Annotated in this window: 12 protein-coding genes; 6 read left to right on the top strand and 6 right to left on the bottom strand. The window is 73.9% G+C overall.

The genetic code is table 11. The annotated features are described in order from the left end of the window. Positions 1–95: 95 nt before the first annotated feature. Positions 96–1,379, bottom strand: coding sequence for a hypothetical protein (locus GXP74_RS07240; protein ID WP_182450563.1), 1,284 nt, complete (start codon positions 1,377–1,379; stop codon positions 96–98). After that, positions 1,376–2,374, bottom strand: a complete 999-nt coding sequence (locus GXP74_RS07235; protein WP_182450562.1) for a YhjD/YihY/BrkB family envelope integrity protein — start codon at positions 2,372–2,374, stop codon at positions 1,376–1,378. The genes GXP74_RS07240 and GXP74_RS07235 overlap by 4 nt, the downstream gene beginning before the upstream one ends. A gap of 162 nt (positions 2,375–2,536) precedes the next feature. Between GXP74_RS07235 and GXP74_RS07230 the strand changes: the two genes are divergently transcribed. Together GXP74_RS07230 and GXP74_RS07225 are read left to right on the top strand one after the other, a co-directional pair. Further along, positions 2,537–3,244: a DedA family protein gene (locus GXP74_RS07230; RefSeq protein WP_182450561.1), complete on the top strand. Its 708-nt coding sequence runs from the start codon at positions 2,537–2,539 to the stop codon at positions 3,242–3,244. Positions 3,245–3,324: 80 nt separating this feature from the next. Continuing rightward, positions 3,325–3,507, top strand: coding sequence for a hypothetical protein (locus GXP74_RS07225; protein ID WP_182450560.1), 183 nt, complete (start codon positions 3,325–3,327; stop codon positions 3,505–3,507). On the opposite strand, the gene GXP74_RS07220 is transcribed toward GXP74_RS07225, so the two are convergent. Beyond that, complete coding sequence (locus tag GXP74_RS07220; RefSeq protein ID WP_225447775.1) at positions 3,485–4,012, bottom strand: hypothetical protein; 528 nt, start codon at positions 4,010–4,012, stop codon at positions 3,485–3,487. The two genes, GXP74_RS07225 and GXP74_RS07220, sit on opposite strands and share 23 nt — an antisense overlap. A gap of 203 nt (positions 4,013–4,215) precedes the next feature. On the opposite strand from GXP74_RS07220, the gene GXP74_RS07215 reads away from it, so the two are divergent. Further along, complete coding sequence (locus GXP74_RS07215) at positions 4,216–5,031, top strand: 3-hydroxybutyrate dehydrogenase (protein WP_182450559.1); 816 nt, start codon at positions 4,216–4,218, stop codon at positions 5,029–5,031. Positions 5,032–5,143: 112 nt separating this feature from the next. Here GXP74_RS07215 and GXP74_RS07210 read toward each other — a convergent pair whose 3' ends face one another. Both GXP74_RS07210 and GXP74_RS07205 read right to left on the bottom strand, forming a co-directional pair. Next, entirely contained in the window at positions 5,144–6,091 is a 948-nt protein-coding gene (locus GXP74_RS07210) for a hypothetical protein (protein WP_182450558.1), read from the bottom strand. Positions 6,092–6,406: 315 nt separating this feature from the next. Continuing rightward, positions 6,407–7,693, bottom strand: a complete 1,287-nt coding sequence (locus GXP74_RS07205; protein ID WP_225447774.1) for an MFS transporter — start codon at positions 7,691–7,693, stop codon at positions 6,407–6,409. A 55-nt stretch (positions 7,694–7,748) separates the two neighbouring features. On the opposite strand from GXP74_RS07205, the gene GXP74_RS07200 reads away from it, so the two are divergent. Beyond that, entirely contained in the window at positions 7,749–8,525 is a 777-nt protein-coding gene (locus GXP74_RS07200) for a helix-turn-helix domain-containing protein (protein ID WP_182450557.1), read from the top strand. On the opposite strand, the gene GXP74_RS07195 is transcribed toward GXP74_RS07200, so the two are convergent. Further along, positions 8,522–9,409, bottom strand: a complete 888-nt coding sequence (locus GXP74_RS07195) for an alpha/beta fold hydrolase (protein ID WP_182456240.1) — start codon at positions 9,407–9,409, stop codon at positions 8,522–8,524. The two genes, GXP74_RS07200 and GXP74_RS07195, sit on opposite strands and share 4 nt — an antisense overlap. A 217-nt stretch (positions 9,410–9,626) precedes the next feature. On the opposite strand from GXP74_RS07195, the gene GXP74_RS07190 reads away from it, so the two are divergent. Both GXP74_RS07190 and GXP74_RS07185 read left to right on the top strand, forming a co-directional pair. Beyond that, the gene (locus GXP74_RS07190; RefSeq protein ID WP_225447773.1) at positions 9,627–11,012 is read left to right on the top strand and encodes a cytochrome P450; all 1,386 of its coding nucleotides are present in this window, start codon (positions 9,627–9,629) and stop codon (positions 11,010–11,012) included. 412 nt (positions 11,013–11,424) lie between these two features. Further along, positions 11,425–12,231, top strand: a complete 807-nt coding sequence (locus tag GXP74_RS07185; protein WP_370468390.1) for an Ig-like domain-containing protein — start codon at positions 11,425–11,427, stop codon at positions 12,229–12,231. Positions 12,232–12,269 lie beyond the last annotated feature (38 nt).

Below are 12,269 nucleotides of genomic sequence, written 5' to 3'. Positions count from 1 at the left end.
GGCTTCGGCCGACCGGCCCGTCCGGCCCCCTCCGGCCCCCTCCGGCCCCCTCCGGCCCTCGGTCCGGCACCGGGCGGACGGGCGCTCCGTCCGGCTCAGCCGCCCGGGGCCGGTCCGGCCTCCTCGTCCAGGAAGCCGAGCACCGCCAGCGCGAACAGCAGCCCCAGTGCCAGACCGACCACCACCCAGGCCGTCGGGTACGACCAGACCGCCAGCGCCACCGCCGCCGCGGCCACCAAGGCCCAGGTCAGCCAGGTGCGGTAGCGGTGCACCCAGGGGCCGACCGGGCCGGTCCGCAGCCCGGCGCGTCCGGCCGCGGCCCGCACCGCCTCCAGTCCCGAGGTCCACACCGCGCGCGCCTGGGAGGCCCGCGGCCCGGGCCCGCTGAGCCAGGCGCCGAGCGCCACCGCCACCCCCAGCACCACCACCGTCCGCACCGTCGTCCGCAGGAAGCGCACCAGCGTGTTGTAGATGTCGGCCGCCGCCGCCTGGGACACGGTCGCGGGCAGGTCGTCCAGGTAGACCTCGCGGAACACCACCAGCGCGATGCCCAGCACCAGCGTCGCGAAGGCCGCGCCGAGCGCCGTCGCGACCAGCGCCCGGCGGCGGCGTCCGGCCAGCAGCACCCCGGCGGCGGCCAGCAGCACCGCGATCACCGGCAGCCAGTCACCGACCATCCGCAGCAGCCGGAAGCCGGTCTTCGCCTTGCCGATGTTCTCCGCGCTGACCACGGTGATGTCCGTGTGGATCTCCGGGATCCGGGCGGCCACGCCCACCCCGCTCGCCACCAGCCGCTGCTTCACCTGGTCGATCACCGGCGCCAGGTCGATCACCACCGCGTCGTCGGTGAGCTGGACCGCGCCGCCGCCCTGGCCGGTGAGCGCCTTCACCACCGTGGTGTGGATCTGCCGGTTGGCCTGGACCCAGAAGGTCCGGAACCACTGGCTGGAGACCACGTTCTTGGTCTGCGACCGCACCAGGTCGGCGACGGCGCTGTTGATCGGCCCGCTGAGCTTGCCGATGACGCTGCTGATCACCGGCCGGTCGCCCGGTGCCACCTGCTGGAGCAGCTGGTTGACGTCCAGGTGCTGGGTCACCGCGGTCGCGGCCCGGGCGGCGACCGCGTCCTGCACCGGCACCGAGGCGGCCAGCGGCGCCACCGTGGCGACATAGCGGTCGGTGTCCCCGGCGATGGAGGAGAGCCAGACCGAGGCGACGCTGAGCGGCGCCAGCACGCAGGCGATCACGATCAGCACCGCCGAGCAGAACGAGCGGATCCAGTGCCGGGGCCGCCGCGCGGCGGCCCCGGCCCGGAGCCGGGCCAGCTCCTCGCGCTCGTCCGGGGTCAGCGGACCGGGATCGGCGGGATTCGTCGTCACGCGGTACTCCCCTGCTGGTCGGCGGCGGACTGGTCGGCGGCGGACTGGTCGGCGGCGGGCCGCCCGGCGGGCCCGGCCGCGGCGCCCGGCCCGGCGGGCGGGCGCGGGACCGGCGGCAGCCAGCGGTTCAGCGGCGGCCCCTCGGCCAGCACCGCGCCGATGGTGACGGCGAAGGTGAGCGCCGCGCACAGGGCGATCAGCCAGGACAGCAGCGTCAGCACCAGCCCCAGCGAGCCGTACTCGCCCAGGGCCCGGTTCAGCGCGTTCGGGATGTAGATCCGGGCGGTCAGCGCCATCGCGGTCAGCGCCGCCGACGCCAGCACCGAACCCGGCAGCAGCGGCAGCCACGGCACCCGCCCGGCGAGCAGCAGGTGCTGGCTCCACCACCAGACCGCGACGCCGTCCAGGAAGCTCAGCGGCACACCCAGCCACAGCCCCGCGCCGAAGCCGTCCCGCACCGGTCCCTGGAACAGCAGCAGCGCCACCAGCACCAGCACCCACACCAGCCAGCGCCAGGCCCCCACCCGCGCCCCGGACTTGGGCAGCCGCCAGGCCCGCTCGCAGAGCCGGGTCATGGCCCGGCTGAAGCTGGTGGCGGAGATCAGCGCCATCAGCGCCCCGATCACGCCGGTGGTCTCCCGGAACTCCTCGCCCTCGGTGCCGGTACCGCCGTTCACCACCTGCTGGAACTGCTGGCCGGCGGCGCCGGTCAGCCCGAACACCGCGCGGACCGAGCTCATCAGCTGGTCGCGGACCGCCTCCGGGGCGAACGCGGAGAAGGCGAACAGCAACGGGATCGTGGTCAGGAAGGCCTGGGCGGCGAGGCGGCTGGCGGCGTCCAGCAGATTGGCCGACAGCAGCCGCGAGGTCAGCTCGGTCAGCACCGGGAAGCGCCGCTCGGCCTCGGCGCGGGTCCGGTCGAACCACTGCCTGGCCACGACCGCCCGTGCCCGACCGCGGGCCGCCAGGTCCGTCCAGACCGCCGGGGCGTGCATGCTGTGGCTGCCTCCCGTCCGTCAGCGGTCCGGCTCCCAGTCAAAGCGATCCCCGCCCGCCCCGCGATCCGGGAGCCCGGTAACGGCGTCCGTTGGAGCGCATTCGCCCGGAACCAGCGGGTCGCGCGGGGCGCCCGGCCCCCGGACCGCGAGGGTGGGGTCGTGCACCGGATCACCGACTGGCTCGCCGGGCTCTCCGGCCCCAGCGTCTACGCGGTGGTCGGGGCGCTGGTCTTCTGCGAGGACGCGCTGTTCTTCGGCTTCGTCCTGCCCGGCGAGTCGGCCGTGCTGCTGGCCGGGGCACTCGCCGCACAGGGACACGCCTCGGTCTACTGGGTGGCGGTCACCGTCGTGTTCGCGGCGATCGCCGGGGACTCGGTGGGGTACGAGGTCGGCCGCCGCTTCGGCCCGGCGATCCTGACCTCCCGTCCGCTGCGGGCGCACCAGGACCGGATCGCCGCCGCCGAGGACCTGGTCCGGCGCCGGGGCGCGACGGCGGTCTTCCTGGGGCGCTTCATCGCCTTCTTCCGCGCCCTGATGCCCGCCATCGCGGGCATGTCGCGGCTGCGCTACCGGACGTTCCTGCTGTTCAACGCGCTGGGCGGGCTGGTCTGGGGGGTGACCTACACCGCCCTCGGGTACAGCGCGGGCGCGGCCTACCGGAGGGTGGCCGGCGAGGCGGGCCGGGTGGCGCTGATCGTCCTGGCGGTACTGGTCCTGGCCGCGCTGGCGGTCTGGCACCACCGCCGGGGGCGGAAGCAGCGCGAGGCGGCGGCGCGGGCCGGGACCGACGACGGCGCCGGGAACGCCGGGGGCGCCGGGGACGCCGGGGGCGCCGGGGACCGGCCCGATGACGGTGACTCAGGGTGATCCCCGGGTCGGCGTAGCGGGCGTGACGCCCGGGGCCGGATCGGCGTTTGCCTGGTATGACCTCATCCCGGTGGACCGCCGTGACCCTGCTGCCGGCACGCGAGCGGTTACCCGCGCCGCCGCGACCCAGCGGCGACGAACCGGTCTACACCCGGCTCGTCGCCGACTGGCGCAGCGCCGGGCGCACCGTCCCGGGCGAACCGGACCGCGAGTGGGCCCGGCTGGTCTCCGGCCGCGGGTTCAGTGTCGGACGGCAGCGGTGACGTCGGCGCTGGTGGCGCCGTTGATGTCGTGGGTGCTGCGGGCGGTCGACTGGACGGTGGCGTGCCCCGGCACGTTCGAGACGGTCAGCACCACCACGTCGAGCAGCGAACCGTCCTTGTTCTTGAACGAGACGGAGATCGTGTAGGTGTGCTGGTCCGAGGTCGGGTTGCTGACCGTCAACTCGGAGGTGGTGCGCCCGTCGGAGGTGGTGACCGGCGGCGCCGCCTTGACGTCCGCGGTGGCGCTGATGCTGTCCTTGATCGAACCCAGGGCCGAGGACGCGGCCGACGCGGCGGCCGACGCCGCCGAGGAGCCCAGCGCGCCGGCCGCCGAGGTCGCCGAGGACGCCAGGTCGGAGGCCGCGCCGCTGCCGCAGCCCGACACCGGCCCGACGACGACAGCGGTGAGCAGGGCGGCGGCCGCGAGGCGGCACCTCGTCCTGATCCGCCCCGTCCTGATCCGCTTCGTCTTCATCCGCTTCGTCGTCATCCGCTTCGTGTTCATCAGGGTGGCTCCGTGGGGATCGCGGTGCGGACAGCCGGTCACCGCCCAGTCTCGACCGGCGCGGGGCGCGCCACCCGCTGTGCTGCGCCGAGCGGGTGGCCGCGCGGGCGGCGGCCGTATGTCCGCCAGTGCCAGGAAACCGGTCGGAACTATGGAGGCCCGTCACATGTGCTGACCCCGTCCGGCTTCCTAGCGTGTCGACCATGCAGAGAAATCAGAGCCCCGGCCCGGACGCGCCCGCGGCCCGGCCACTCGCGACCGCCGCTACCGCCGGTCGGTTCCTCACCGGTAGAACAGCCCTGGTCACCGGCGCCGCCAGCGGCATCGGACGGGCCTGCGCGGTGGCCCTGGCCGACGCCGGGGCCGCCGTGTACGTGGTGGACATCGCCGCCGAGGGCGCGCGGCGGGTCGCGGCGGAGGTCGGCGGCACGGCGCTGGTGGTCGACCTGTCCGACGCCGCCGCCGTGGACTCGCTGCCCGACGACGCCGACATCGTCGTCAACAACGCCGGGCTGCAACACGTGGCGCCGCTCCAGGACTTCCCGCCGGAGCGGTTCACCCTGATCCAGCGGGTGATGGTGGAGGCCCCGTTCCGGATCCTGCACCGCACCCTGCCGCACATGTACCGGCAGGGGTGGGGACGGGTGGTCAACATCTCCTCGGTGCACGGGCTCCGCGCCAGCCCGTTCAAGAGCGCCTACGTGACCGCGAAGCACGGCCTGGAGGGGCTGAGCAAGGTGGTCGCGCTGGAGGCCGCCGAGCACGGGGTGACCAGCAACTGCATCAACCCCGGCTATGTGCGCACCCCGCTGGTGGAGGAGCAGATCGCCAACCAGGCGCTGGCCCACGGGATCCCGGCGGAGGACGTGATCGAGCGGGTGATGCTGGAGCGCAGCGCGATCAAGCGGCTGATCGAGCCGGAGGAGGTGGCCCGGGCGGCGCTGTGGCTGTGCTCCCCGGACACCGGTTACATCACCGGCTCCTCGGTCACCCTGGACGGCGGCTGGACCGCGCACTGACGTCACCCGCCCCGAGAGCCCAGGCCCTGCCCGGCCGCGGCGCTCCCTGGAACTTCCAGCGCGCGCTGCGGCCGCACCCCCTGGCAGCCGGCGAGTCGGCGTCAGCGGGGCGTCAGACGCCGACGGTGAACACCATCACGGCCTTGCCGTCGCCCGTGTTGACGCCATTGGTCACCGAGGACGGCGTCCCGGGAACGGTGGCGGAGATGTAGCTGGCCCCGCCGCCACCGCTGCCACCCGCGCCCCCGGCGACACCCGTGCCGGACACGTTCCCGGTCCCACCGGCACCGCCCGCGCCGCCGCCGTTGGGGTAGCCGTCGCCGCCGTCACCGCCACTGCCGGCCGGCGCGAGGAAGTGCCAATTCAGCTGGCCGCCGTTGCCCTGCGAGGCGATGGCGGGGTCGCCGTTCGGCCCCGAGGCCGTGCTGCCCACCCCTCCGATTCCGCCCGCACCGGGTACGGTCGGCGTGCCGGCACCGCCCCCGCCGCCACCCGCGGCAACCCCGGGCACGCCACCGCCGGCGGCTCCGGGGCTCCCGCTGTCGCCACCGGGGACGGCCGCGAAGGGAACGGCACCGGTGCCGGCACCGCTCGCGCCGCCCCCGGCGCCGGCGAAGAGCAGGGTGGTGCCGGGGGCGGTCGCGGTCGCGATCGCCACGCCGCCGCCACCGGCTCCGCCGTAGTTGGGACCGGGGCCCGCCACCAGCCCCTTCGAACCGGCGAAGATCGCCAGGTACGTGCCCGCCGTGACCGGGATGGTGGCCACCAGGTGGGCGCCCCGGCCGCCGGGCACACCGCTGGCCGAGGGCCCACCGGCGGCTCCGTCCAGGGTCACCACCGCGCTACTGACCCCGGCCGGGACCAGGATGTCCTCGGCCGAGCCCGAGCAGGTGACCGTCGTCGTCGCACCCGACACGACCGTCGTGCAGCCGGTCGCGGCCCGGGCCGGACCGGCCACCACCAGCAAGCCGCCCGCGGCCAGCGCACCGGACAGGGCCAGCGCCGCGACGCGTCGGCGCGATCGGCCCTGCGGCCGCGGTAACTGGGTGATCGAAAGCATCGGGTAGCCCCCTCGTCCGGTCCGCGCCGCAGCGGCGGGAACCGGGGGCCCCAGGAACCGTCAGCGGTGCGGTCTTACCAGCACAACCCGCACCACCAGGGGTGTCGTCCCACTACCGGCGAGACGGCCAGCGCCTCGCCCTCCGCGGCGCGCCGCAGCAGCGTACTCGGAGGGCGTCCACGGACATCCTCGCACCGCCGCGCCCGGGCCCTGTCGGAAGCAGCACGGCTGTCCAAAACATGCGCAAAGACGACCGGCAGACCGTACTTGACGGACCGTCACCATGTCGGTGCCCTGGTCGCGGACCGCTGCCCTTCAGGAGGACGCCAGGACGTGGCGGTCGCGGCTCGCGCCGAAGGCCGCGACGGTCTGCGCGGCGAGCACCGCGAGCAGTACGGCGACCGGCAGCGACCATCCCCCGCTCGCGGAGCGCAGCAGGCCGAGACCGAGCGGGCCGAGGCAGGCGATGAGGTAGCCGATCCCCTGGGCCATCGTCGAGAGCCGCCCGGTGTGGTGCGCGTCGGGCGAGCGGGCGACGATGTAGCCGAGGGCGAGACTGATGGCGAGGCCCTGGCCCAGTCCGAGGGCGGTCATCCAGAGGTAGGCGCCCGACACGGGGGACGTGAGCAGGCCGACGAAGCCGGTCGCGCACAGCAGGGCGGCCGCCAGGGGCGAGACGAAGGCCGGGCGCAGGCGCTGCTGTAGCCAGGGCGCCGCGAAGGACGCGGCCATGCCGGGGAAGCTGGAGAAGGAGAGCATCCATCCGGCCTGGCTGTCGCTCATGCCGTGGTCCTGCAGGAGCGTCGGCAGCCAGGAGAGGATCGCGTAGTAGCCGAGGGACTGCAGACCCATGTACAGGGTCACCGCCCAGGCGGTTCGGTCGCGCCACAGCGCCCTGGGTGTGGGCGCGGCGGTATCGGCCCCTGCTTGCCTCACCAGCTCCTGCCGTCGGCGGTTCCGGGAACGCCGGTCCGGCACGAGCAGTTCGGGAAGCCAGGCGAGAGCGGCGATGAGGGACGGGATCGCCCCCAGCGCGAGCACCTGCCGCCAGCCCCAGCCGGTGGCCGACTCCAGCGGGACGACCACGCCCGCGGCGAGCGCGGCTCCGGCGGACAGGGCGAGGGAGTAGCAGCCGAGCATCAGTCCGGCGCGGCCGGCGAAGTCGTGCTTGATGAGCTGCGGCATGAGGACGTTGCCGACCGCGATCGCCGCACCGGCGATCAGGGTGCCGCCGAACAGGGCGAGCACTCCCGGGACCGAGCGCAGCACGATGCCGCCGGTCAGCGCGAGCAGCGCGTACCACAGCAGGTGGTGGGGTCCGCAGCGGCGGGTGAGCCGAGGCGCGAGGAACGCGAACGCCCCGAAGCAGACGACCGGCACCGTCGAGAGGGCGCCGCCGCCGAACGATGAGAGGTGTTCGTCGTGCTGGACCTCCGTGAGTACGGGGGACAGGGACGCGACGGCGATGCGCAGGTTCAGCGCGGCCAGGCTGAACGCGAAGGCCGCTCGTACGGTGCGCGCCCCGGCCGGTCCGGGAAGGGACGGCTGCCGGGACGCCGACGGGTGGGCCGCTGGGGCCTGATGGGTCACTGGGTTGCTCATGCCGTCCACTCTCCGGCGGAGCCGGGACGGCGGTCCACCGATAGGATGCCAATCTATGAGGGAAACCCGCCATCTTGATCCCGCGGAACGCGGCCGTATCGTCCTGGCGCACGGGCAGCGGCTGCCCATCCATGCCCACGACCGGGGGCACCTGGTCTATCCGGCCACCGGCGTGCTGTCCGTGACCACCGCCAGGGGTACCTGGATCGCTCCGCCGACCCGGGTGGCGTGGACTCCCGCGGCCTTCGAGCACCACCACACCGCGCACGGCAACGCGGACATGCGGATTCTGTTCCTGGGCGACGCACTCGCCGCCCGGCTGCCCGCGCATCCCGCCGTGCTCACGGTCTCCGGGCTTGCCCGCGAAGCTCTGCTCGCCCTCACGGCCGGGGCGGCGGACACCGGCGGGCGGCCACCGGAGGCGGTCGACCGGCTGCACGCGGTCGTCGTCGACGAGCTCACCGCGGCGCCCGAGCAGCCGCTGCACCTGCCCGAGCCGGCCGACGACCGGCTCCGGGCGCTGACCGGCATCCTCTACGCCGACCCGGCCAACCAGCAGACCCTCGCCGAGCTCGGCGCGCGCGTCGGGGCGAGCGAGCGTACGCTCAGTCGACTCTTCGGGCAGGAACTCCGGATGAGCTTCCATCAGTGGCGCACCCAGCTCCGCGTCCACCACGCGCTCACCCGACTCGCCGCGGGGAAGTCCGTCACCGACACCGCTCTCGCCTGCGGCTGGGCCAATCCGACGACCTTCATCGAGGCTTTCGCCGCTCTCGTCGGCGAGACCCCCGGCCGCTACCGCAACCGTCAACTCCCGATCGAGGGCCGCTAGTCCGCCACCCCGGCCGCCGCGAGCAGCCGCTCGGCGACGGTCGCGGCGCCGACCGCACCGATCAGCACGGTGTAGTGGTTGGTGTCCGGGACCGGCCGCGACACCACCCGCTCCCGGTCCAGCCCGGCGGCGGTGAGCCGCTGCTCGTCGTAGAGGCCCTGCGGTTCGTCCATCAGGCCCCGCGCGGCCCAGAGCAGCTCGGCCGGACAGGGCAGCCGGTGCACCGCCGCCAGCACCTCCGGCTCGAACAGGTCGATGCCGTCGACCCGTACCGCGTCCAGTCGGCAGGAGGAGCGCAGCTCCGGTTCGGTGCCGACCAGGTCGCGCTGGGTGTAGGCGTCCACCCAGGGCGACCAGGCACCGGCGAGGGCCGGATGCCGCTGCCAGAAGGCCCGGTACGCGGCGCGGTCGGGGAAGGTCATCGACAGCCGGGTCATCGCCGGGCCGATCACCGAGCCGATCAGCTCGTCCGGAGGCAGCCCGGTGGGCAGCGGGAAGCCCACCGCGCCGTCGACCAGCAGCAGCCACCGCACCAGCGCCGGATGCCGCACCGCGGCGAGCGCCGCCACGAACGCCCCCATGGAGTGCCCGACCAGCAGCACGTCCGGCAGGTCGAGCGCCGCGGCCAGCGCCGCGACGTCGTCGGCGTGCGCGGCCACCCCGAACGGTCCCTCGATCGCGGCGCTCCCGGCCCGGCCGCGCAGGTCCGGCGCGACCAGGGTGACCCGGCCCGCGAGCCGCTCGGCGACCGGGCCCCAGCACAGGCCGTTGCCGGTGATCCCGTGCAGCGCCAGCACCACCGGCGCGTCCGGCCGGTCGGCGGCCCAGCGCAGCACCGCCAGCTCGCCGCCGACCACCGGCACCCGGAACTCCTCCGGCAGCATCACCATGTCGCCGCTCACGCGGTCGCCTCCCTCTCGCCCCGCCGACCGCCCGGGCCGCGCGTATCTGGTCCGGCAGTCGTACCACCCCGCCCGGCAGCGCGTACACCACCGCACGGACAACGCGCCGAGCAGGACCTGCGGCGGCGACGGCGGCGGACATCTGTTCGCAGGCGAAGGCCCTCTGGTGCGTCCGGCATGGCGGCGGGACGATGGTGCGGTGACGACCACACCGCAGCCCGCTCCCGTGCGCGGACCCAGGGGCTGGCCCCTGGTCGGGAACCTTCCGGACTTCGCCCGCGCCCCGCTCTCCTTCTTCACCCGCTTACGCGACGACTACGGCGACTGGGTCAGCTGGTCCCTGGGACCGCGCCGGAACCTGCTGGTCTCCCGCCCCGAGCACGTCGGCGAACTCCTGGCCGAGGTCGAACACAGCTTCAGTCCAGGCGAGTTGGGCTGGGCGTTCCGGCAAGTCCTGGGCAATGGGGTGGTGGTGGCCACCGGCGACGACTGGCAGCGCAAACGCGCCCTGGTCCAGCCATCGGTGAGGCCGCGTCAGGTCCGCTCCTATGCGGAGACGATGGTGGCCTGCGCCGCCGAGGCGGCCGATCGCTGGTCCGACGGCCAACGGGTGGACGTCCAGCAGGAGATGGCGCGGCTCACACAACGGATCGCGGTACGCACCCTGTTCGGCGTCGAGACCGCCGGACGCGAGGAGTTGATCGCCCAGGCCATGGCCGCCGCGCAGGTGGCCATCGGCGCCGAGTTCCGGGGCGTCACCATGTTCCTGCCGCCGTGGGTGAGCACCCCCGGCCGCCGTCGGCTGCGCGGCGCCGTGGTGCAACTGGACAACGAGATCCACCGCGTCATCGCCGAGCACCGGACGGCGGCGGCCGAGGGCCGGGAACGCGACGACCTGCTCAGCCGACTGCTGCGGGCCCGCGACGAACAGGGACTGCCGCTGGCCGAACGGGAGTTGCGGGACGAGTCGATCACTCTCTACATCGGCGGCCACGAGACCACCTCCACCGCGCTGACCTGGACCTGGTACCTGCTGTCGCAGGCCCCGGAGGTCCGCGCCCGGCTGGACGCGGAGCTCGCCGAGGTACTGGAGGGGCGGACGCCCGGCTACGACGACTACGCGCGGCTGCCGTGGACCCAGGCCGTGGTCAAGGAGGCGCTGCGGCTGTATCCGCCGATCTGGCTGATCAACGTGGTCGCCCGGGAGGGCGCCACCCTCGGCGGCCGACCGGTGCCGACCGGCACCACCGTCTGGTGCAGCCAGTGGTCGGTGCAGCGCGATCCGCGCTGGTTCCCGCAGCCGGAGGCGTTCCGCCCGGAGCGCTGGGACGCCGACCATCCGGATCCGGCGCCGGAGCACGCCTGGTTCCCCTTCGGCGGTGGCCAACGCGCCTGCCTGGGCGCGCGGTTCGCGCTGGTGGAGGCCGGGCTGGTGCTGGCGACGCTGGCCCAGCGGTTCCGCCTGGACGCCGACCCCGGTGACCCCGGGTTGTTCACCGGTCTCACCCTGCAACCGGCCAAGCCGATCACGGCCACGATCCGCGCGGTCGCCCGGGCGACCGGGAACCCGCTCACGGCAGGCTGACCGGCAGCTGGGAACCGACCGGGAGTGGCCCTCACCACAGAAACAGCACAGGATCAAGAAGGATACCGGGCTGTGTCCGAATCTTGGCCTTTGCTTTACTGGTCTGCCGCAACCGCCTGCGTAGAGTCCGTTGTCTCTGGGATTGTCGAAGTATCTAATGATGTGACGTGAGCGGAGCAGGCGCGTGGGGCGGATCAAGGGCGGCATCGGTATCGCACTGCTGGTCAGTGCGGTGCTGGCAAGCGCTAGCGCGTGCGGGGGCAGTGCGTCTGCCTCCGCTGGGAAACTGACGGGGGCAGCCAACTCACCCAGCACGAGCACCAGTAGCAGCAGTGTCACACCCAGCGCGAGCCCGAGTGCCAGCGCCAAGCCCACCCCGAAGCCGTCGCCGACGCACCCGTCGGGTCCGGCGATGCTGCTGAACACCATCGCGCCGGAGACCGGCTCCACGGTGGGCGTGGCCATGCCGATCTCGGTCGTCTTCAGCAACCCGGTGGCCACCTCGGCCCGGGCCGGGATCGAGAGCGCGATGAAGGTGACCACCTCGGTCCCGGTCACCGGCGCGTGGCACTGGTTCAGCAGCACCCGCGTCGACTGGCGTCCGGAGAAGTACTGGCCGTCGGGTACCAAGGTGACGCTGAACGCGAACCTGGACGGGGTCGGCGACGGCAACGGCGACTACGGCATCCACGGCTACACCCACAGCTTCACCATCGGCGCCGACGTGGAGACCCAGGTCTCCGCGCCCGACCACTCGATGAAGGTCTACCGCAACGGCACGCTGGTGCGGACCATGCCGATCGACGCGGGCAGCCCGCAGTTCCCGTCCTGGGACGGCACCATGGCGGTCATGGACAAGGCCCGCTGGGTGCTGATGACCTCGTGCAGCGTCGACATCACCTGTGACCCGAGCAACCCCAACTACTACAACATCAACCTGCCCTGGGATGTCCAGCTGACCACCTCGGGCACCTACGTGCACTTCTCCACCGGCGACCCGGAGCCGGGCCACAGCTACGGCTCGCACGGCTGCGTACACCTGTCGTACGACAACGCCGAGTGGTTCTACAACTACGTGGAGCAGGGCGACCCGATCACCATCACCGGCTCGCCGCGAGGTCTGGCGGCCGGGGACAACGGCTACGCCGACTTCAACCTGTCCTGGAGCCAGTGGCTCTCCGGCAGCGCCACCGGCCAGCAGACCACCACCAGCTCCTGACCGGAGCGGCGGACGCGGGGCACCGCTCACTCCCCGCG

This window comes from Streptacidiphilus sp. P02-A3a (genome assembly GCF_014084105.1).
Classification (GTDB): domain Bacteria; phylum Actinomycetota; class Actinomycetes; order Streptomycetales; family Streptomycetaceae; genus Streptacidiphilus.
This window is presented reverse-complemented; position numbering and strand designations above follow the sequence as displayed.

What these genes read in the sequence shown, in the direction of transcription:
- GXP74_RS07235 (WP_182450562.1), bottom strand. Translation starts at nt 2,374, where the DNA reads ATGCACGCCCCGGCGGTCTGGACGGACCTGGCGGCCCGCGGTCGGGCA.
- GXP74_RS07205 (WP_225447774.1), bottom strand. Translation starts at nt 7,693, where the DNA reads ATGAGCAACCCAGTGACCCATCAGGCCCCAGCGGCCCACCCGTCGGCG.
- GXP74_RS07185 (WP_370468390.1), top strand. Translation starts at nt 11,425, where the DNA reads ATGCTGCTGAACACCATCGCGCCGGAGACCGGCTCCACGGTGGGCGTG.
- GXP74_RS07195 (WP_182456240.1), bottom strand. Translation starts at nt 9,409, where the DNA reads ATGCTGCCGGAGGAGTTCCGGGTGCCGGTGGTCGGCGGCGAGCTGGCG.
- GXP74_RS07200 (WP_182450557.1), top strand. Translation starts at nt 7,749, where the DNA reads ATGAGGGAAACCCGCCATCTTGATCCCGCGGAACGCGGCCGTATCGTC.
- GXP74_RS07210 (WP_182450558.1), bottom strand. Translation starts at nt 6,091, where the DNA reads ATGCTTTCGATCACCCAGTTACCGCGGCCGCAGGGCCGATCGCGCCGA.
- GXP74_RS07215 (WP_182450559.1), top strand. Translation starts at nt 4,216, where the DNA reads ATGCAGAGAAATCAGAGCCCCGGCCCGGACGCGCCCGCGGCCCGGCCA.
- GXP74_RS07220 (WP_225447775.1), bottom strand. Translation starts at nt 4,012, where the DNA reads ATGAACACGAAGCGGATGACGACGAAGCGGATGAAGACGAAGCGGATC.